Below are 19,003 nucleotides of genomic sequence, written 5' to 3'. Positions count from 1 at the left end.
CCATGGACACCCGCCCACCCTGATCCGCCAACGCCTCGGCTCTTGGGCAATTAGACCTCCAGCACCCGCATCACCTCGTCCCCGAGGTGGTTGATCACCTTCACTGCCACACGCCCGTCCTTCGGCCTCGCGAACGGCCGTGAGCGTGTCCGGTTCAGGCTCTCCCATGCGTCCGCGTCGATCTCCGCCTTCAGGGTCGTCTTCAGCGCCTTGTAGGGATCGTTCGCGCCGGGGAAGTAGGCGTGGCGGACGAAGAAGCTCTCGTAATTGTAGTCAGTGTCGATGAACCAAACGGCGATGTCGTCGGCATCGCCGCTTTCGATCTGGCCGCCCTTATACATGTCCACGCCGAGCACCTCGACGCTCACCATGTCGTCACCCTCGTCGTGCACCACGATGTCGGGATCGCCGAACACGGTGAAGAGGTTGCCAGCGCCGGTGTTGGCAAGGTCGGGCATGTGCAGGTCGGGGTTGATCCGCGCCTGAAGTACCGTGAGCGGCCCCATCTTGGTCAGCTCGCCCGCCAGCGCATCGAAGTTGAACGCGGCTGCGATCAGCAGGTCGAAGCCCGCATCCATCGCCTCGCGTGCGGCGGCAGTGAGGGCGGGGCGGCTGACGGTGCCGTATTCCGGGCCGACGAAGATCGCTGCGCGGCGGGTCGGGCCGGCCTCGGTCGCCTCCTCGTCCTCGGCCTCAGTCAACGATTTCTGCCGCACTGTGCCCTCGGCGAGGATGAACTCGCCCGGCCACAGCTTCATCGTCTCGAACACCAGCTTGTCGTCGCGCGCGCGCTGCTGCACGCCGGAGCGCTTGAGGTTGTCGAGCACCATCTCGGCAAAGTCCACGCGCTCGCCGCTCTGGCCCTTCTTCGCGCGGCCCTCGGCGGCTTCGATCTCGTCGAACAGACTGTCATCGACATCGACCGCGGGGACGCGGTGGGGGGAGAGGCTTTCGACCGTGAAAGGCCCTGCGACCCGCACCCGCGACTTGTCGTCATAGGGCTGGTCGTAGAGGTATTCGGTGTCGGCCTTGGCGGCGATGCTGGCGTCGATCTCCTTCTGGCGGGCGATGCGCTGTTCCCACCATTGGGCGTGAGCAGTGCGAGCCGCGTCAGGCCAGTCCTTGCCAGCCTCGCGCGGGATTTCCCATTCCTGCCATGCGGTGCCCAGCGCAGCGTTCAGCGCCTCGCGCAGCGGCTCGAGGCGAGTCTGGTAGTCTTCCCAGATCGTGTCGATCTCGGCGTTGTTGGCGATGCTCTTCAAGGTGATGTGCGGCACGCGCTTGTAGACGAAGCCCTGGCGCAGGCGGCCGTGGGCCGGGATGTCGCGTGGGGGCGTTCGTGTGACCTCGGCCTCTTTCATCTGCCCTTCGCGGCTGTCGGCGAGAAGATACCACGGATAGCGCGCGCCCATGATCCGCGAGCGGGCGAGGGCGAGGGCGACGCGGCTTGTGTCAATGGTGATCCAGCGCCGCCCCCATTGTTCGGCCACATAGGCGGTAGTGCCAGAGCCGCAGGTGGGATCGAGCACCAGATCGCCCGGATCGGAAGTCATTAGGATACAGCGCTGCACAACGAATTCGCTTGTCTCAACGATGTAACGCTTGTCTCGTGCGCCAGCAGTATCAGTCCAAGTCATATTGAGCTTGGTTGTATCATCATCCGACAATTTCATGACATAACGTAGATACTGGCCTTCGGGTTCAAGCCGATCTGCCTTGATCAGTCGATTGAGCTTTTCGGGGCTAGACGGGTAGCACTGCCCTCCAGCAGGTGGCCAATTTTTGCCCCTGTAGTGAACATTGAAGACGTCCTTAGCGCTAAACGAGGGAGGCCACATCGAAACCAGTCGAAATGGATCACCATCTGGGTTTCGTTCGAGTTCTTGTTTAGAGAACTTTTTGCGGCTTACTTCATCTTCCTGTCGCCAATTCCAGTGAAAATCACCGGAAATATCGATTTTCTTGAACAAACGCCTGAACTTCGTGTTGTTTTTATTCTTTGCGAACCAAATAAGGTAATCGCCCATGCGCTCCAAGTAGGTCGCGCCTAGCGGCATTGTCTTCTTGCGAAACCAGATCAATCCAATAAAGTTCTCATCTCCAAATACTTCGTCCATCAACGTCCGGACCCGGTGGACGTTTTCATCACCAATCTGGACGAAGATGCTCCCGCTCTCTGTCAATAGGTCGCGCGCGACCGTCAGTCGGTCGCGGAGATAGGTGAGGTAGGAGTGGATGCCGTCGCGCCATGTGTCGCGGAATGCCTTCACCTGTTCCGGCTCGCGCGTAAGGTGATCTGCTTTGCTTTCGCTCACCTTCGTGTCTGTCGTGGACCACTGGAAGTTGGAGTTGAACTTGATGCCATAGGGCGGGTCGATATAGATGCACTGCACCTGGCCCTTCAGCCCCTCGCGCTCGGCCAACGATGCCATCACCTTCAGCCCGTCGCCCAGGATCATGCGGTTCGACCAGTGCTGGTCATGCGCGTAGAACTCGGTGCGCGCTTCCGGGCTGACCCCGTTGAAATCGGCGAAGAGATCGAGCGTGTCGCCGGTGTCAGCGCGGGCCGAAGCGCGCTTCAAATCCTCGATCAGCGCCTTGGGGTGGATCTTCTCCTGAATATAGAGCGGCGGCGCTTCAACCACGAGGTCCGACCAGTCCGCCATATCCTTGCCGCGCCACACAAGCTGCGGATCGAGATCGGGATTGCGCCGCTCGTAGGCGACCTGGATGGGCCGCTTGACCTCGGGATCGAGGAAGGTTTCGAGCTCCGCCGTGGGTGCATTCTTCCGCGTCGCCTCGTCATGGGTGAGCGTTTCGACAGAGAGGGGCTTCTTGGCCATCAGGCGGGGTCCTTGTCAGGGCAGAGCGAGGGATAGCGATCGCGGAGGTAGGTCCAGCTTTCGGCCATCTCCGGCCAGTCGGCGAGAGGGGCGAAGGCGTTCTCGATCGACTTCTCGATGAAGTGATCGGGATGGACGAGGCTGGCGCGGAAGGCGGCGAAGGCATCGTCGGCAAGGCGCGCGAAGCCGGGCGAGGTCACAAGGTGGAGGGCGCGATTGCCGGAGGGCGAGAGGTGGAGATTGCGGACGGCGTCGAAGCGGACGGAGCGCCGCTCGATCTGCCATGCGAGCATCTGCTGGCGGGCGAGCTGGTAGAAGGGTTCGTGGAGGAAGTCCTCGAAGGTCAGCCCTGTATCGGCGCGCAGCGGGCCTTGAGGATCGAAGAGCTTGTCCGCATATCGTTCATTCCGCTTGCCCTTCTTGTCCTTCGACAGCTGGTGCTTGCGATACTCCTCGGTGTATTTCCACTCGATGAGGAGGAGCGTGCGCTTGCCGCTCGCATCGACGAAGGCGACCGCGGCGTCCGCAGCCGTGGCATTTGCACCCCGGCCGGGCGGGCGGCCATTGCACTCGTCGAGGAAGTCCTTTTTGTCCGGCCCGGTGTATTCGAAGGCGACGAAACGATGCGCGCCAGCGGCCGGATCTTCGATCTCCAACATGGTCGGTGGGGTGATTTCCAGCACGTGCCCGACCCACTTCGACAGCGCTTCCGGCTTATCGGCGAAGGGCATGAGGAAGTTGAGGCAGCACGCCTGCGACGACCTGCCGTGGCCGACGAAGGTGTGGAACTGGATGCCGAGCTCTTGGAAGAGGTTCTTCGTGACCTCGCGGATCGGCTGCTGCAAACCGTGGTAGCGGTCATCCCCTGCAAGGATGAAGGCGTGCTTGGGATGCTTCCTGAGGTCCGTGAATTCCCGGGTGTAGTATTCCGCCTGCACGGCCTGCTCGGTTGCCGCAAAGCGACACCGCCCTTCGCGCAAGCCCCTCGTCAGGTCGCTCATGACTCGTCCTCCAAGCGGAGGTGTGCTGCTGAGGCCGCCACATACTGCTCCGTCTTGGTAACCAGCCATTCTGCCGCGGCTGCGATCTCCGACTGGTTGGACCAGTCGACGTCGCGGTTGGCGCTGAAGGGGTAATCGGGGTTGCCAAGATCGACGCCGAGCAGGGCGGCCAATGCTTCCGAGGCAGCCTCGATCCGTGGCAAGGTGACTTCGCCGCCCTGTCCTCGCCCTCCGCGCAGAAAGATACCAACGCCGGATTTGGAGACGTAGCGGGACACAACAATGCCTGTGCCGGGGACCTGCCGCCAGCGCACCGAAGCGCCCGGCCCGACGCGAGCGTCATTATCTACTGCGGGGTCAAGCTCGCGGTAGACCGACCACAGTGAATCGCGGCGTTCGGCGACCTCAGGCGAAGTCGAGGAAACGGCAGCCCGCGCCGACGTGCGGAGCGACTTGTCCCAACTATTGGGCTTCTCGATCACCTCGAACAGGGGTGCAAGCGGGCTATCGCCGATCTGCACGACCCGCAGTTTGACAGCGAAGAAGGAAAAGGTCTCATCGGTGTGCTGGTTCAGCCAGCGGATGGCCGAAAGGTGCTCTTCGCGGAAAGTGGGGGCGAGCCAGATGACAACCTGAGCGTCGAGGCCGGCAAGGTAAGTCATGATCTGACCAAGATGGTTATGATCCGACGCCTCAAGCTGGTTCTCTATCAGAACGACCGACTGATCGGTCGGATTGGCTGCCAGGATGTCAGCGGAATAACGCCCATTGCGGACCTCGCGGCCGGTTAGCTCCAGCGGGATGCCAAGTGCGTCCGACAGCCGATCGAGATTATCCGCGAGCCACGGTGTGAAATCGTGCGCTTCATGCCCCCAGGCCATCCGCGCCTCGACATCCACGAGCGTGCCGAAGGTTATGCCGGCGGCCGTCATGCGAGTTCCTTCGCGTTGCAGGCTTTGTCGATCCACCGGCGGATGACGTTCTCGAACTCCGTCTGAATGGTCCACTTGTCAGTGAACTCCGCGAAATCCCAGCGGCCCATCGTGCCAAGATTGTTCACTCCTGGAACCCAGTAGGTGAGCATTGTCTCGGCTTTGTCCTTGGCGTCCTCGTTGCGGAACCCCTTGATCTCGACAACAAGATTGAGCGGATCGTCCGGGCCATGTCCGTCATCAATCCGCAGGATGAAATCTGGACGATACCGCCGGGCTTCCCCGCCCGCGCGATAGGGCACTTCGAAGCCGAGGTTGTGGTTCTTTACCCAAGCCAGAACCCGGTCATGGCTGTCGGCAACACGGCAGAATTCGGTCTCCCAATCACTGTCGGTCACCGCATAATTGATGTGACACTTCGGCCCAGTGGCATAGCGATCCTGGCTGGTATTGAAGCCGACATGCCGCGTCGAACCCTCGCGGTTGTATGGGTCGAGCATAGCAAGGACACGGTTCCCGCCAGCGGTGCCGCGAGTGATGGCTGCCATAATCCGGTCCGCGACCCGGTCGGCGATCTCGTAGTAGAGGAGCTGAGCAGGCTGCGTGTTGCCTTTGCAGACCAGATGATCGGCCATCCAGCGCCTTACAATCTTGCGCATTTCCATGATCAGCGCCGGGTTCGGCACCTCGCCATCTTCCGTGAGGCGTCGGCGTACGATGCGATCAGCGAGGCGTAGCTGGATCGTGGCTGGGCGGGTGTCGGCCAGATGGTCGAGGGTCATTTCGGCCTGCTCACCGATGATGCCCGATGCGATCGTCTCAGTCGCCCCAACAAGATCGGGGGTCAGTTCAAGCGTGGAATCGTCGGTGAACTGGGCGCTTAGCGTATCGCGCGGAAGCTCAGTTCGATAGCCTTCGACCCTTGGAAAGCGGATTTCTGAATGGTCACGATCCGGGCTGATCGCCTCGACCCGAACCATTGGCGGCGGGGCCTTGATCTTGGCCGAGACAGGTTGAGCCGTGAAATCGAATGGAATGCCGAAGATATCAGCATATTCAACGTCGAACTTGCCCTCAGCGTTGGGCTGATATGATACGCGCCGAAGCGCTCGGCCAATTACCTGCTCGCACAGAAGCTGGGTGCCAAATGCCCGGACTCCCAGAACATGGGTAACCGTGTTGGTGTCCCAGCCTTCGGTCAGCATCGAAACCGAAACTACACATCGAATAGATTCGCCAAGCTTGCCCGGCCGACCAACTGTGTTCATCACTTCTCGAAGGATGGTCTCATCTGTCAGCTTGTCTGCAGCGCCGTAGCCCTCGCGTTGGATGATTTCCTGCCGGAACCGCTCGATCTCGTCCGCGGCTGCCGCTTTGAATTCCGAGCTTACCGCTTCGCCGCTTTCGAGCTGATGGCTGTCGATCAGCAGCGTCCGCATCTTCGGAAGTGCGACCTGATCGGCATCGAAGTTACGAAAAAGCGGGCACTTGCCTTGCTGTAGGTTCCGGTTCCCGTCGGCGTCCTCAATGTGATAGCCGGCGATATAGTCGTGCACCAGTTTCGAGGTCGCGGTATTGTTGCACACGACGATGAATACGGGCTCCACACCCAGATTGTGCTCGCGCCATTGGTCGAATGTTTTCTCGTAATGGCCGTAAAGAGCGTCGATCGCGGAAAGGAGCTCGTTGGGCAGCTTCTGAGGGTCGTCAAAGCCGCTTTTGCCCCTGCCCTTCTTTGGCAGCTTCTTCCCGACATGATCCCAAAGATTCCGAAACATCGGGGTGTCGCCACCTTCGACGTTGTCCATGATGGGCACGCGCGGCAGCTTGACGATCCCACATTCGATCGCATCCATGAGGGAAAAATCGCTCATGACCCAACCGAATAGCGAGCCCTCGCGGTAGCCCGATCCCTTTAGGAAAAAGGGCGTCGCCGACAGATCATAGACCATGTTGATCCCGAGCGTACGCTTCGCGGCTTCAATGCCGGAGATCCAAAGTCGAGCTGCTTCATTCGCCTTATCGGCTTCTTCCTTGAGCTCCCCCTTGAGCTCCTTCTGCTCCTCCTCGCTAAGCGGCCGCTCGCGGTAACAATGATGGGCTTCGTCGTTCAGAACGACGATGTTCTTCATCCCCATGAGCGGGCCAGCAACGCGCCTCAGCATCGCCCCGTCACTTTCCGGCTTCGACTGCGTTGCAAGGGCGGCCTGCTGAACCTTGTTCAGGCTCAACTCGTCCTTCTTTTTGAAGGCATGATAATTGGTTATGACGATCTTGGCTTGGCCCAGATCGCGCAGCATATCCTCGGGGACGATGTGCCGGGTGCTGTAATAGCTCTCGCTGTCGTTGGGCTGAAGCACCCGCAAACGATCCTTGATGGTGATGCCAGGTGCGACGATCAGGAAGCCCTTTGAGAACTTCTCAGCGTTTGGGTGGCGGACCGCGTTCAATGTGTGCCAGGCAATGAGCATGGCCATGACAGTGGTCTTTCCCGCACCTGTAGCGAGCTTCAAGGCCAGACGCACCAGTTCGGGATTCGAGGCTTCATTCGCCGCGAACACGTGCTCCCAATAACGCTGCGCTGTGGCCAGCTTAGCCTTGCGTCCTTTATGCGCGGGTTTGCCCGCGACTTCAGTGAGCCAGATGACAGTTTCGACTGCCTCGATCTGACAGAAGAACGGAGGCAACGGCATTTCGCCAGATCGCCAATGCCGAAGCAGCCGCGCCGTTGTCGGGGTTACCTGCCATTGGGTTTCCGGCAATTCACGCCACGACGCGACCGCCTGCCTGACGCCGTTGATGATTTCGGTCGGGTCGTAGACGTCGCCCCTATCGTCACTGAAGAACTCAGCCTGCGATTGCGCCTTTCCTCTACTGGTCCGGGCCTTCGGGATCGGCGTAGTCAAGTCGCTTCTGCGGCGCCCATGAAGAACCAGTCCAGTAGGCTGCCCATTATCATCAAGCTGCCAATGCCGATCAGGATTGGCATAAGGCGAATTGAGGATCGGACTATCGAAAAATGCCTCGCTCATCGTGCCCCTTCCGCACCCAATCTCGATCTTTTCATAATTGCTCCAATGACATCAATCCGATGCGTACAGCAACCCTGCTGGGCAAGGATCACGCGAAACAGCATATTCATGGTGTACCAGAGAGCTTCTGATGGGTGTCCAGCGCCACCAAATTCAAGGCCAATCGGTCGCGCATTACCTTACGCAGCTCCTCCGGCCCCTCGATCCGAACCTCGCCGCCCCAAGTGAAGAGGTGCTCGGCGATCTCGCGCAGGCCGCCGGAATTGAACCGTATGACCAGCTCCTCGCCGTCCTGCTCGATCACCTGCATCGGGTGGAAACGCCACTTGCGCGCGCGTTCCGCACTTCCGGGAGCAACGCGCAGGACGATTTCGTGGCCCTGCTCGCGCCAGATGCCGAAGCTTGCGCTCATCCACTGGTCGAGGTCCCAATCCTCGCCCGCCGCGCCGGGCTGATTGCTGACACGCGCCTCGGTGATCCGATCGAGGCGGTATGGCGCAGGTTCGAGATCGCGGCCGGGAATCTTGCCGATCAGGTAGGTCGCAGAGCCGTGGATGAGGCCGAGCGGGATCACCCGCCGCCACTTCGGCTCCACTGCACCATCGGCGAGGTAATCGAATTCGAAGCACATCCCTGCCATCATCGCGCCCTGAACTTGCGCAACGGTCTCAGGCGAGTGTTCGATCATCGGACCAGCGGGGACATGATGTCGCTGAAGGCGGACAAGCGGATCGAGGTCAGGTGCCATGCGGCTTTTCACCTCGCGCCTGAGCCCCGCCTGCACCTTGCCGAGAAGGCTTTCGAGCAGCGTTGCTTGCGCCGATCCCGCCTTGCGCGCGGTATCGGCGAGCGACTGCAGGGCGGCAATCTCGGCGACATTGGGCTGAGTGAAAGTAGACGGCAGCGCGCCCGGGATGCGGAAGCGTTTGTGACGGTCGTCGACGCTCTCCTCAAGGTCGAAATGGACGAGGATGAGATCACGCAGCCGCTCGGCGGTGCGGCGGTTGGCACCGATCACCTCGGCCATTTCATCAAGCGTCAGACCTTCGGCGCTTTCTCCCAGCGCCTTTACCAGTGTCAGCAGCCGGTCGAGCTTTGCGTTACGTGCCATCAGCGACCCGCAATCTTGCCGTCTGAGCAACTGAGGCTAGCTTTGTCGAACGCAACTTAGGATCGGATCGTCGTCTCATTATCTGCCCCTTCAATTGCCGGCCAGAGCTCGCGCGACGGCAACCATCGCCCAGGTGTCGCGTGCGCAATAGGCCTTCAGAGCTTCTTCCAGCGCCTCACGCCGCAGCGGATCGCACGCCGGATTGGCAGCTTCGAACCATGCGGCCTGCGCATCGCCCCCGTCCTTCACCTCGAGTGCGCCGTAATCCAGTTCGGCGGCGATAGTGGGAAGCACCGCCTTGATCGACCAGCTGCCGCGCTGGTCGCGGTGATACCAATTGTTGCGAGCAACCGGCAGGAGGTCGACCGTCGCCTCGGCCATGGCTTCGAGGCGCGGGGCGAGATCGGGGAACGAAGCCGCCAGATCGCGCAACACGCTGCGCTCGAAGGCCGCGTTGTAGACGATGATCGTCGCACCCGCGGGGATGTGCTCCACCAACGCCTCAGCACAGGCCCGGCGCGGATCGGTGCCGTCACAGCTCAGGAACTCGTGGTGCGTCATCCGCCCGCCGCGCCGCTCGAGGTGGAGCGAGAACTGGAACGGAATCTGCTGATAGGGGCGCGTGCCGACCCAGCGCGGAACCGCAGGCGCGACGGCCTCGAAATCAAGCCAGGCGCGGGGCCAGCCCCATCCCGCCATCGCCTTGCGCGCGCCTTCGACGTCGTGGAACGGGATGCCGTCGCGGGTGGCGGCGAGGATGCGGGCGTGCCGGTCGTTCAGGTCGGCTTCGGCCAGATCGAGCAGATCCTCGACCCCGCGCTCCAGCCAGCGCTTGCCGCCGCCATTGGGGAGCACGGTCACGGGCCATTCCGGGCCCTGCGGCAGGTCGCGGCTGCAATAGGCGGCGAACTCGCAGGCGAAAGGCGCGCTGCAATGACCGCCCATCTCCCGCTCGGGTTCCTCGCCGGACAACGTGGCGCGCGCCTCGGCAACGAGCGCCGGGCGGGTGGCAATAGTGCCCTCCAGCTCTGCAAGCAGATCGGCATCGGTGAACAGCCCGGCATAATCGCCCTCTCGGTTGAGGACGAAGCTTGTGTCGATATGGCGGATGGCGGCGCGTTTCAGTTGGATCCCCGCCTCGCGCATCACCCAGACCTGCGTTGCGAGATCGCCGCGGTGGTAGTCCTTGACCTTGCCCGAGCTCTTGACCTCGGCCGCCGCCCAACCCCCACCTTCGACCTTCTCCAGCACATCGACGCGCACCAGCACGCCATCATGTTCGAAAGTCGCCTCGAAGATCGGGCCGGGATACCCGCCCGAAATGAGCGCGGAAGTCTTGGCGAGCGCCTCGGACAGCGACGGCGGATCGACCATCACGCCGCCCGGATGAAGCGCGCAGGCGATCTCGCCCACCGCATTGCCGGTGGCAAAGCGCGCCTCGGCACCCTGGTCCTGCTCGGCCAGCTCAGGGCGATGCGTCGCCAGCCATAGCTTCTTGGGGCATTGCTCGAAGGCGGTGATCTTGGATTTGGAGAGGCCGAAACGGCGGGTAGCGGTGCGAGTCTGCGTCATGGTCCGTTTCCTACAGCGATGATGCGACAGAAACGGTCATGTATTCCTCGATCACGGGATTGTGCGGCATGGCTCGGACTGGAGCGATAGTGTTCGAGAAACACAGCCCCGACAAGATTTATCTCTTGTTACCAGATGCTTCTTTAAAGCACAGGGGCCAATGACCGACATCGGCAGCAAAGGGATGCATCTGATGAGACTAGTCCTCGGGATCGACGCGGCACGGACGGACAAGAACCCATCACAACAGTGGCTCGATCAAGCTATCTGCGATCAAGGTCGAAAATCTTCTTCAGAACATTGACGGTGGAGGGTTGTTCGACAAAATTGACGCCGACCCAGCGAAAGGTCGCATCTATGCCTTGGTTCTCCGCGATGTTCTGAATCATCTCAAGGCAGTCTTTATACATGGCATCGATTACTGGTTTGAATGCCTCACTTTCGAGCAACCAAGGGTTTTCTCCAAGAACGAACCTGATTGCGGGGCTGCCGTCGCTTTCACAAGCCTCCCAAGTCACCCCTTCCGATTTCAGCAGATCCAACTTGTCGACTAGCGCCTTTGCAACCTTTCTTATGGCTGCGCCGTCAATGTGGTAGAAGCCAAACTCCAATGCACTAATTGGCAGCATCTCTTTAGCGGCTCGCGATTTCATCACCTCCGTTGACTCGTCGTCATGGAAGTCCCCCGTGGCCTCTGCGCGCAATCCTGTGAAAGAATGATGGTGCCTGGCAAACTTTCGGGAGCGCGGCCTTTCATTGTGTTCAGGATCAAGACGTTACTGTTATCCTCGCCGGGCCAAAAGACATTGTAGATTCGGCTACGGATTTCGTCAGCGTTGTGCAGAATCGCACTCTCGTACTGTTCCAGCGCCTTCTTTCCATTGGCCGCGGCAGTTCCGACCATCACCCGCACATCGGCGCAGTAATCGTCCAAGCGGGCAGCCAGATGAAAACGATAGCGCTCAGCCGCAAACGGTCGCCACCCCCCAGTGTGATTAACGCCACCAATGCCTTTAGGCGAGCCACAGGGAAGTCCTCCGCCCACGTGAGAACCTGTCAGCTTGACCCGGTGCTTTCGGATCCGGCTCCCGACACCTTCCGGCTTACGGCTGTCCGCTGCCGCAATGCCGACATAGAATGCCTTTTGCGGATGATCGATAGCCAGCATGTAGACCCCAAAGTGGGCGTCGAAATTTGCGACCTGCAATTGCGGCAACAGGGCATTGCGGTGGGAACGAAAAGTTGCCCTCGGGCGGCGCGGTGATTGGCCTTGGCCGGGCACTTGATGATAGACGAACGGGTCTGGCCAGTGGGTGTTATCCACCGGCACTGCATAATGGTCGCTCAGCGCGACCGGGCAGCCAAAAATCAGGTCCGGCAAGGCTTTGTCCTCAACGTCAAGGTTCAACTCGAGCGGCTTGGCGCTCAGCGGAATCGATAGCACAGGCCCGATACTTGTAATTGATGACAAAACTCGTCAATGATTGACGCCCTGCGGTCAAAGATCACCAAACAGCAAGGGTTCAAGCCATGGAACTTGCAGTCTTTGCGGAAATTCTGAGCCACTTCCCGCAATCCCCCAAAACAGCCAAGACGGTCAAGCAACTGGCCGCCACCTGGCCATTCGGAAAATCCGAGCACGCAAGATTGCGGCACCTCTACCGCTGCGTGGACGAACTGAGTGCGGACAAATCCGCGGTGGGCGAATTTGTGATCAAGATCCCCCGGCCCGATGGGGCAGGGCGCGATGAGGCTGCGCGGGTTTACCTTAACCTGCCGGCCATTGCCGATTTTTTCATGAGCGACGGGATTGCGCTGCAACTTCTGCTGGGCCGACGTGCGATCAACCCCGCGCTGGTCGAGGCAGGCGCCGTCGAGGCGGACGCAGCCGAACAGCTCGCCCGCGCAAGACTTGGCGGAAGTCGCAGCACCACCGGCACTCTGGCCAACAAGCTTCGCGTCGTCCCTGACGGTATCAGCCGCATGCTTGCACGGATTGATCCCGAAGTGCTGCGAGCGATCCTTGAGGGTCTGGTCCGCCAGAAGATGGTCGAATTCGACTACCGCTCGTCCAAAGGCAAACTGTCGCGCAAGCGGATGGGGCCGCTTGGGCTCGTCAGCAAAGACGGTTCGATCTACCTCGTGGGGCTCGCAGGCATTGAATCCATTCCTCGCGCTGCTCTCCCGCTCCACCGCATGAGCAACGCGCGGATCGATATACTCGCACCTTTCCACCACGCGCCATTCGATATTGATGCATGGCTGGAGAAGACAGGTCAGATGAGCCACCCGCAGGGCGATGCCGATAAGACAATCCGCCTCGAATTCCTCGTCGCGCCAGAGGCTCTCTGGCACTTTGAAGAACGGCCGCTTGGACCGGATCAAGCAATTACCGCTCCGACCAGCGAGGGGGCATGGCACCACGTCACCGTAACGACGAAGCACTGGCACACGCTCACCAGCTTCCTTGCCTCGTTCGGTCCCAACATCAAGGTGTTGGGACCGAACGAAGTGCTTGAAGGTGATAACGGCATCATTACCTGGGCAAGACAGATGGCGAGCCTATATCCCTAGCTCGCGTCCGGCCCCGCCCTGCATGCGCCCGGCTCAGTAGGTGTAAGCCGATACGGCATACCAGGTCGGCCAGTCCTTCTGCGCCATCTGCATTGCGTGAAATTCACTGTGGGCCCAGTATGGAATTTCCTGACCGGAGCCACTGCCATTCGGTTCTTTGCTCATCTTGACGCGGTAGCGCTTCATCAGTGACCTCATCCAATAGGGTTGCGATGTCGGCATCCAGATCGACGCTGCCCGTGGTGCCTCACCTCAATGAGTACAAACCAAGCCAGCGCGACTCGCCCTATGGCGACGATCAGTGACAAATTTCGTCGTTGATTTGCTTTCAGTTCCTGAGCCCGCGATCAGCGCAATTGCCGCGGGTCGAAGTAATCTTCCGGCGTGGTAAGGAAGCGTCTCGTATCAGTCGCGATCCAGGCCGAGTTCTCATCGCCAGGCACGATGGGCGGTCCCCAAAGAAGCGGCGTGGCGGGCAACTTGATCCGGCCAGCGAAACTGATCGGCACCCCCGGAACAAGATAGTAGCGCAGGCGCCAATCCATCATCTTGGCTCCGGTTGCCCGGTAATCCCCGAAGGATAGGACATTCACACCAGACAGCCCAAGCGGCTGTTTGGTGTAGCCTTCGACAAACCCGCAGGACCGTGCCTCTTCCACTCGAAGGGCGCGCATGAATTCAAGCCTTTTGCGCAGGTGGCCGCGAACATCTGGATTGGCTTTGCGCCACCATTCAAGCATGGAGAGCCCGCCGGCCGGCCGCTCCTCCGAAGTGAAGAAGGTGTGGTAAGGCCTCCCCCGCACGCGGACCCGAATGATCGGCGGTTGCCCCGGCTGCTGTCCGCCCAGTGCCGATTCAATCGCCTCGCGATGATAGACCCACATGTCCTGCCAAGAGGGAAAAAAGCCTGTCAGATAAATCGTTACACTGATTGTTTGAGCACCATGGGTTCCGGCGCAGCGCTGCAAATGTCGCCGTGCGGCACGAAGCCGCCGCCCGATGTTGAAATCACTGTTGACCACGACCAGCAAGCGTGGTCGGCACTCTCCGTGATAACGATTCGGGATCGTGTTCCAGTCGTCCCACCCTGGCAAAACGAGACCGCCAGTCTCATCGTCAAATTCGCGTAACGGAACACGATCCAGTGCTTCTTCGAGCAGATCGCCTTCCGGATCTTCGGCATCGTAGGGATCAGGCTCTGCGCCCACCGCGAACCATTCTTCCATTACACCCCCCAGCTTGAATCGCCCCTGAGTTTATCCAGGAATTATGCGCGGTCCTTGACGCTTTCAATCGAGACAACCTTGAGACCTTGGACAGGTTTCAAGAACTGCGCCCACTGCACACGATCGTATTGATCTCTTGATGAAACCCGACAGGCTCAGGGGTAAACCAGTAATCAAGGAAGGCTTCGACAACCTCCGCAGATGGCAACTCGACATCATCTTCATCGAAGGTCTTTACCAGCAACACATCGGGTTGGGCCGCGGTCGAGCAATCGACCTCAACAATCGCATAGTGCTTGAGGGTTTTCGCAGTAGGCCCGTGACCAGCCTGGCGGATCACCGTCACCGCCGCCCTCATACGGTTATCCGGGGCCGGCTCAATCGTGTCCTCGACGAGAGCAGTAATCGCGGTGGGGTTGCAGTCGATCTGCCTCAATGAGGGGGCAAGCGGCTTGCTGCACAGCGCCCCTCGGGTTTCATAGTCGGACACGGCACGCGGATAAGAGACATACGCCGCCGCAAGCACGCTAATGACAAGGCCCAACAGGGCGAAGCCAAATCTCTTGTTCATCAAGAACGCCTTGATAAATCGGTTCCCCGGCGGTCGCCCCAAGCGACGCTCTACCTCATTGTCTGCTCCCGTAACTCGTGTGCAGAGGTCTGCCGGCAGCGGATCAGCGGGCGGCTTCTCATGTTGCTCGATATAGTGCGCGAATACCTGCAGCACCCGCGATCCACTCGCGGCGCGCTCGGCATGGTCGCGCTGATGAGGGAGCCCGCACAACTCAAGCGCTCGGCGGATCGCCCAGAGTTCAGGTCCACGCTCACCATTATGCTTGCGCGTTGCCTGTGCGGCTCCCATGCCCTGCTCTGGAGTCATTCCATCACCAGTTGCCAGTCGAAGAGCAGAAGGTCTTCCATCGCCATCTGACAGTCGATCCGCCACGCACAGCCAGTCAGAGCTTCAAGGTCCTCGATTGCCTTGAAAAGCTTGCTACCCGACATGTCCTTATTGTCTTTGCCTCGGGCTTCGGCCACCGCCAGAACAACTTGGCCGTCTTCCCAGATCGGTTTGATATTCAGCACATATTTTTCGGGGAGCCCAGGCAAAGCGGCGTTGGCCTCGCAGGTGTAGATTGCCACGAAGCTGCGTCCCAGCAGCAGGGAGACAGGATAGACAGTGCTCGCACTGAGACAGTTGCGAAAATCCCGCCCTGCTGCCCGGAGCTGAGGAATGGAGCGCAGCCACTCCAAACGCGGATGAGGAATATCAGGAACCTCGACTTGCCCTCGATAGCGCAGGATCCGCCGCTTGAGCAGTGCCATCAGGTCCGAGAACTCACCGAAACGACGCAAGGGCAGCTCGTTAGGAAGAACTCGGGGTGCGCGCCGTGCAAGGGAACGGACAATCCTGTCTAGGGCGATGATGTCTCGCGCTGATCCACACAGGCAAGCCGCCCGCCGCGTCAGCCAATGCAGATCGTGTGAGTCTGCAAACTGCATGTTTCTTCGTACCCGCAGATGCCGCCCTCTTCTCGCAGCATCGAGCGCAACCTTGCGGCTATAGCCCTGCAACAGCAGTCGGTTGAGAATGCCGATCGCAAGAGCCCGGAGCGGTCGGCTCTCCTTCAGCGCGGCCTTAAGTCCCGGTGCGATGGCTGTGCCCGGCCCCTCTACTTTAGCCAGCACCCCCTCAAGGATCAGATCATCTGGGGCAGAGACCAGGAACTCAATAGCCTCGTCTGCCTCCATGTCGGTCGTCGCGCATTCGAGATAAGCGAGGCTAGCGAGCAACCGCATGCGACTGGCGCACGCCAGAACCTGCAAGAGGTGGCCGCCACCAGAGCTGAACACAATCCGCTTCACGTCGGCATTGACCGGCAAGGTCTGGCAATCTTCCGCCAAAAGACCGAGAAACTGAAGAAGCGGATTCAATTCCGGCTCACTGCTTGGCGGCCTTCTGAGTCCCACCACCCCGGCAATCTCATTGTTCATCACGCCACTCACATTGCCACTCCTTGCGTCTGCGATGTCGCAGCACGGGAGGCATTGAAGCACCAATTATTGACAAGATTGGTCAAGGGTCAGGCGTGACCAGGGGAGAGCGCACCTCCCCAGCGCGAGCAGCGGCACCTGAATTCGCGAGGGCGCGTTTGGCATTGCGCTGCCCTATTGGCATCAACGTGTTAGGATAACCGGCAATCCCTTAACACGTTGCCGGTGTCATGTTAGCGTCGGCGTCAAGGCGGCGGCAGGCACCCACCCAACCTGCTCTACACCGGATGGGCAACGCCTCTGCTCTGTCCGAAATTTGTATACGTGGTTCAGACGCTCAACCTTGCTCGGTTTCCGTCGGTTCACACCGCAAGGCGCTTCCTGTGCTTGTCGATGGCGGCGATGACCTCGCCCGAGAAGGGGAGGTGCGTCTTTTCCTGATCCCAAAGCGCGTCGAACCGCTCGACGGTTTCCTTTGCCGTCGCGATGACGAGGCGCGAGGGCAGCCGCGCCTTGTCCGCGATCGTCTCCAGTTCGCGGTAGGTGAAGGACTCCCATTCGCGTGAGCGGTGGAATTTGAGGGCGGAGTCCTCTTCGGGGATGTAGGCGATGGTCGAGAGAAGATCGTATGCCGGCGCCAGGATCGGCCGACGCTGATCGGGGTAGATCAGCGACCAGTTCTTCAGATGCATGTCACCATTGCCGATCAGCACCGAGTAGGTCAGGCGGCGGACGAATTCGACCGCGCTTGCCTCATCGGCTTCGATCGCGAGGACCGACAGGATTTGGCGGTAGCTCGCGTTCTCGTATTTGTCGTCGGCGTAGACCCCGAAGACTTGCGCGAAATCCTCGATATGGACGGGTCCGGCATCGGTCCGATCAAAACGGCGGATGGCATAGGCTGACGCCCCGTATCGGATGATCCCATCGGGCAATCCGTCGATCGCTTCGAGCGGCACAAGGTCGATGTCCGGAACATCGATCCCGAGCTTGGCGGCGAGGCTCATGGCGGCGAATTCGTTTTCCGGAACGTCGGGATGGCGGGCAGAGGGAAGCTTGACGATCCAGTCGCCGCCTGTGCCGCTCACCGGAATGGTGAGGCCGCCATTCTTGCCCCTGTTCTTCAGGGCCGAGAATTTGAGTTGCACTCCCGCGAGCGAGAAGCGCAGAGCACGCTTGGCGTCTGCGACCACCCCTTCTTCGTCCGGGTCGGCGGGCTGCACGCCGCGCGCCCCGGCGGGCATGGCCTTGACCGCGCCTGGCAGGTCACCGCCAAGCTGCGCGAGAAGGAGATATTCGCGTACCGGCTTTATGCCTGCGCGCCGCGCAAGATAATCGCGCAGCGCCCCTTCGGGCAAAAGGTTCGAGAAGAACGGCTCGATCTGTGTCTGATAGACGCGAGGCGCGTTGATGATCGCGCCATACTGGTCCCGGTAGGCCAGCGAGAGCGTCGGGCGCTCCTCGTCGGAAAGGTAGGCCTCATCGAACGTGAAGATGCTGCGATCGCCATCGAGGCGCGCAAGCGTTCCGATGCGGCGATCATGGAGGAGTATGTCGAGGGCGGCTGCATCAATCATCCGTCATCCTCCTCGAGCCGGTAGGCGGGACGCTGGCGTGCAGCCTCGAGCAATGGCGCATGATGCACTTGGAAATTGCGGAAATGCCGGAGCGCCGATGTCGCCTCCTCAAGGCGTTTGGCGAGAGCCGCCACCCCGCCCTGCCCCTCGATGATCGACGTCAGCCGCTTCGCCGGCTGCAAGGCCTCATCGAGCGCCTTCAATTGGGCTGCATCGAATTCCAGTCTGGGGATGCTCCGGATCGCATTCTGGAAGTCTTCAACCTGCGGGAGGAGGTCCGGGAAGTTGGCTTTGATCCGTTCCGCGATTTGCGCCTGCTGGTTGAGCAAGCTCAGCGCGCGGCTTGTCTCGACGCTCGTGCCATGGGCGCGCACCGCGCCTTCGACAGCGGGCAAAGCCTTGCGGGGCACGAGCGTGATCTCGAGCCCGAGCGCACGCGCAATCTCGAAAAGGCTCGAAAGCTTGAGATCAACCGCGCCCTTTTCGATTTTGGAGATATGGCTCTGGGGCAAGCCAACGCGCTGCCCAAGCGCATTCTGGGTCAGCGCCTTTGCGATGCGTGCCTCCCGAAGGCTGGCCGCTATTTCTTCGATGCCCACGTTCATTTATCTGTCCTAGTATATGACCCCTAGGGTCTATATGCTAACGCATATCATGTAGCCCACGAGAGGATCAATCAGAATATGCTCAAGCATATTTTCAGGATATGCTATATATTTTGGCATATTCCAAATCCCGATTGGCGCGTCCATCTTGACTTATCGGCAGGAGAGGCGTGCCAATGATCCTTTCCTCTGCCCCGCCCCGCGCATCTCCAGCACGCGAACGATGCAAAGCCGCCATCTACACCACGATTTGAGCCGAGACGGCTCCCGACCAGACCCGGTCGTTCAGGGCTGCGAGATTGAACGTCCGCATTCGCCGAAAGCCGCCATGCAGCTTTCGGGATCACGCACTGGTCACGCCCATGACCGCAGATGGGTGGAATTCGGAATGGCGGCTATTGACCGTCGCTCAACGCTCCGTCTTCGTCCCAATAGCGCCATTCGTCAGTCACTTCACCTTGTGCGTATGTGCCCTCGGCAGCGATCTTGCCGTTGTCATGATAGTCACGCCAGAGCCCGTCTTCATGACCATCGG

Annotated in this window: 16 protein-coding genes; 1 reads left to right on the top strand and 15 read right to left on the bottom strand. The window is 60.3% G+C overall.

All coding sequences use genetic code 11. The features are described from left to right. Positions 1-50: 50 nt before the first annotated feature. The 8 genes from ACU0AG_RS15560 to ACU0AG_RS15525 all read right to left on the bottom strand — a co-directional run bounded on the left by ACU0AG_RS15560 (position 51) and on the right by ACU0AG_RS15525 (position 11,935). Positions 51-2,843: a site-specific DNA-methyltransferase gene (locus tag ACU0AG_RS15560; protein WP_482783198.1), complete on the bottom strand. Its 2,793-nt coding sequence runs from the start codon at positions 2,841-2,843 to the stop codon at positions 51-53. After that, entirely contained in the window at positions 2,843-3,844 is a 1,002-nt protein-coding gene (locus tag ACU0AG_RS15555; RefSeq protein ID WP_482783197.1) for a PGN_0703 family putative restriction endonuclease, read from the bottom strand. Before ACU0AG_RS15555 ends, ACU0AG_RS15560 begins: the two co-directional genes overlap by 1 nt. Next, the gene (locus ACU0AG_RS15550) at positions 3,841-4,776 is read right to left on the bottom strand and encodes a hypothetical protein (RefSeq protein ID WP_482783196.1); all 936 of its coding nucleotides are present in this window, start codon (positions 4,774-4,776) and stop codon (positions 3,841-3,843) included. Before ACU0AG_RS15550 ends, ACU0AG_RS15555 begins: the two co-directional genes overlap by 4 nt. Further along, complete coding sequence (locus ACU0AG_RS15545; RefSeq protein WP_482783195.1) at positions 4,773-7,808, bottom strand: BPTD_3080 family restriction endonuclease; 3,036 nt, start codon at positions 7,806-7,808, stop codon at positions 4,773-4,775. The genes ACU0AG_RS15550 and ACU0AG_RS15545 overlap by 4 nt, the downstream gene beginning before the upstream one ends. Before the next feature lie 106 nt (positions 7,809-7,914). Then, complete coding sequence (locus ACU0AG_RS15540) at positions 7,915-8,919, bottom strand: helix-turn-helix transcriptional regulator (RefSeq protein WP_482783194.1); 1,005 nt, start codon at positions 8,917-8,919, stop codon at positions 7,915-7,917. Positions 8,920-9,009: 90 nt separating this feature from the next. After that, positions 9,010-10,491 (bottom strand): DUF2779 domain-containing protein, encoded by a 1,482-nt coding sequence (locus ACU0AG_RS15535; RefSeq protein ID WP_482783193.1) that lies wholly within the window; start codon positions 10,489-10,491, stop codon positions 9,010-9,012. Between the two features lie 263 nt (positions 10,492-10,754). After that, the gene (locus ACU0AG_RS15530; RefSeq protein ID WP_482783192.1) at positions 10,755-11,144 is read right to left on the bottom strand and encodes a hypothetical protein; all 390 of its coding nucleotides are present in this window, start codon (positions 11,142-11,144) and stop codon (positions 10,755-10,757) included. Beyond that, positions 11,144-11,935: a hypothetical protein gene (locus ACU0AG_RS15525; protein WP_482783191.1), complete on the bottom strand. Its 792-nt coding sequence runs from the start codon at positions 11,933-11,935 to the stop codon at positions 11,144-11,146. Before ACU0AG_RS15525 ends, ACU0AG_RS15530 begins: the two co-directional genes overlap by 1 nt. A gap of 86 nt (positions 11,936-12,021) precedes the next feature. Between ACU0AG_RS15525 and ACU0AG_RS15520 the strand changes: the two genes are divergently transcribed. After that, the gene (locus ACU0AG_RS15520; RefSeq protein WP_482783190.1) at positions 12,022-13,065 is read left to right on the top strand and encodes a WYL domain-containing protein; all 1,044 of its coding nucleotides are present in this window, start codon (positions 12,022-12,024) and stop codon (positions 13,063-13,065) included. Between the two features lie 33 nt (positions 13,066-13,098). Here the strand turns inward: ACU0AG_RS15520 and ACU0AG_RS15515 are convergent, their stop codons facing one another. The 7 genes from ACU0AG_RS15515 to ACU0AG_RS15485 form a co-directional block, all read right to left on the bottom strand. Next, complete coding sequence (locus ACU0AG_RS15515; RefSeq protein ID WP_482783189.1) at positions 13,099-13,251, bottom strand: hypothetical protein; 153 nt, start codon at positions 13,249-13,251, stop codon at positions 13,099-13,101. 161 nt (positions 13,252-13,412) lie between these two features. Continuing rightward, positions 13,413-14,291, bottom strand: coding sequence for a hypothetical protein (locus ACU0AG_RS15510; RefSeq protein WP_482783188.1), 879 nt, complete (start codon positions 14,289-14,291; stop codon positions 13,413-13,415). Between the two features lie 97 nt (positions 14,292-14,388). Continuing rightward, a complete protein-coding gene (locus ACU0AG_RS15505; RefSeq protein WP_482783187.1) occupies positions 14,389-15,153 on the bottom strand; it encodes a hypothetical protein in 765 nt (254 codons plus the stop codon). A gap of 14 nt (positions 15,154-15,167) precedes the next feature. Continuing rightward, positions 15,168-16,298 carry a hypothetical protein gene (locus ACU0AG_RS15500; protein ID WP_482783186.1) on the bottom strand — a complete coding sequence of 377 codons (1,131 nt, stop codon included), beginning with the start codon at positions 16,296-16,298 and terminating at the stop codon, positions 15,168-15,170. Positions 16,299-16,648: 350 nt separating this feature from the next. Next, positions 16,649-17,863: a type II toxin-antitoxin system HipA family toxin gene (locus ACU0AG_RS15495; RefSeq protein WP_482783185.1), complete on the bottom strand. Its 1,215-nt coding sequence runs from the start codon at positions 17,861-17,863 to the stop codon at positions 16,649-16,651. Further along, the gene (locus tag ACU0AG_RS15490) at positions 17,860-18,468 is read right to left on the bottom strand and encodes a helix-turn-helix domain-containing protein (protein WP_482783184.1); all 609 of its coding nucleotides are present in this window, start codon (positions 18,466-18,468) and stop codon (positions 17,860-17,862) included. Before ACU0AG_RS15490 ends, ACU0AG_RS15495 begins: the two co-directional genes overlap by 4 nt. 395 nt (positions 18,469-18,863) lie before the next feature. Next, the coding region (locus ACU0AG_RS15485; protein ID WP_482783207.1) for a hypothetical protein at positions 18,864-19,003 on the bottom strand (140 nt) is incomplete at its 5' end.

The organism is Erythrobacter sp. RANMB8 (assembly GCF_056848235.1).
This window is presented reverse-complemented; position numbering and strand designations above follow the sequence as displayed.

What these genes read in the sequence shown, in the direction of transcription:
- ACU0AG_RS15560 (WP_482783198.1), bottom strand. Translation starts at nt 2,843, where the DNA reads ATGGCCAAGAAGCCCCTCTCTGTCGAAACGCTCACCCATGACGAGGCG.
- ACU0AG_RS15555 (WP_482783197.1), bottom strand. Translation starts at nt 3,844, where the DNA reads ATGAGCGACCTGACGAGGGGCTTGCGCGAAGGGCGGTGTCGCTTTGCG.
- ACU0AG_RS15550 (WP_482783196.1), bottom strand. Translation starts at nt 4,776, where the DNA reads ATGACGGCCGCCGGCATAACCTTCGGCACGCTCGTGGATGTCGAGGCG.
- ACU0AG_RS15545 (WP_482783195.1), bottom strand. Translation starts at nt 7,808, where the DNA reads ATGAGCGAGGCATTTTTCGATAGTCCGATCCTCAATTCGCCTTATGCC.
- ACU0AG_RS15540 (WP_482783194.1), bottom strand. Translation starts at nt 8,919, where the DNA reads ATGGCACGTAACGCAAAGCTCGACCGGCTGCTGACACTGGTAAAGGCG.
- ACU0AG_RS15535 (WP_482783193.1), bottom strand. Translation starts at nt 10,491, where the DNA reads ATGACGCAGACTCGCACCGCTACCCGCCGTTTCGGCCTCTCCAAATCC.
- ACU0AG_RS15530 (WP_482783192.1), bottom strand. Translation starts at nt 11,144, where the DNA reads ATGAAATCGCGAGCCGCTAAAGAGATGCTGCCAATTAGTGCATTGGAG.
- ACU0AG_RS15520 (WP_482783190.1), top strand. Translation starts at nt 12,022, where the DNA reads ATGGAACTTGCAGTCTTTGCGGAAATTCTGAGCCACTTCCCGCAATCC.
- ACU0AG_RS15515 (WP_482783189.1), bottom strand. Translation starts at nt 13,251, where the DNA reads ATGAAGCGCTACCGCGTCAAGATGAGCAAAGAACCGAATGGCAGTGGC.
- ACU0AG_RS15510 (WP_482783188.1), bottom strand. Translation starts at nt 14,291, where the DNA reads ATGGAAGAATGGTTCGCGGTGGGCGCAGAGCCTGATCCCTACGATGCC.
- ACU0AG_RS15505 (WP_482783187.1), bottom strand. Translation starts at nt 15,153, where the DNA reads ATGGGAGCCGCACAGGCAACGCGCAAGCATAATGGTGAGCGTGGACCT.
- ACU0AG_RS15495 (WP_482783185.1), bottom strand. Translation starts at nt 17,863, where the DNA reads ATGATTGATGCAGCCGCCCTCGACATACTCCTCCATGATCGCCGCATC.
- ACU0AG_RS15490 (WP_482783184.1), bottom strand. Translation starts at nt 18,468, where the DNA reads ATGAACGTGGGCATCGAAGAAATAGCGGCCAGCCTTCGGGAGGCACGC.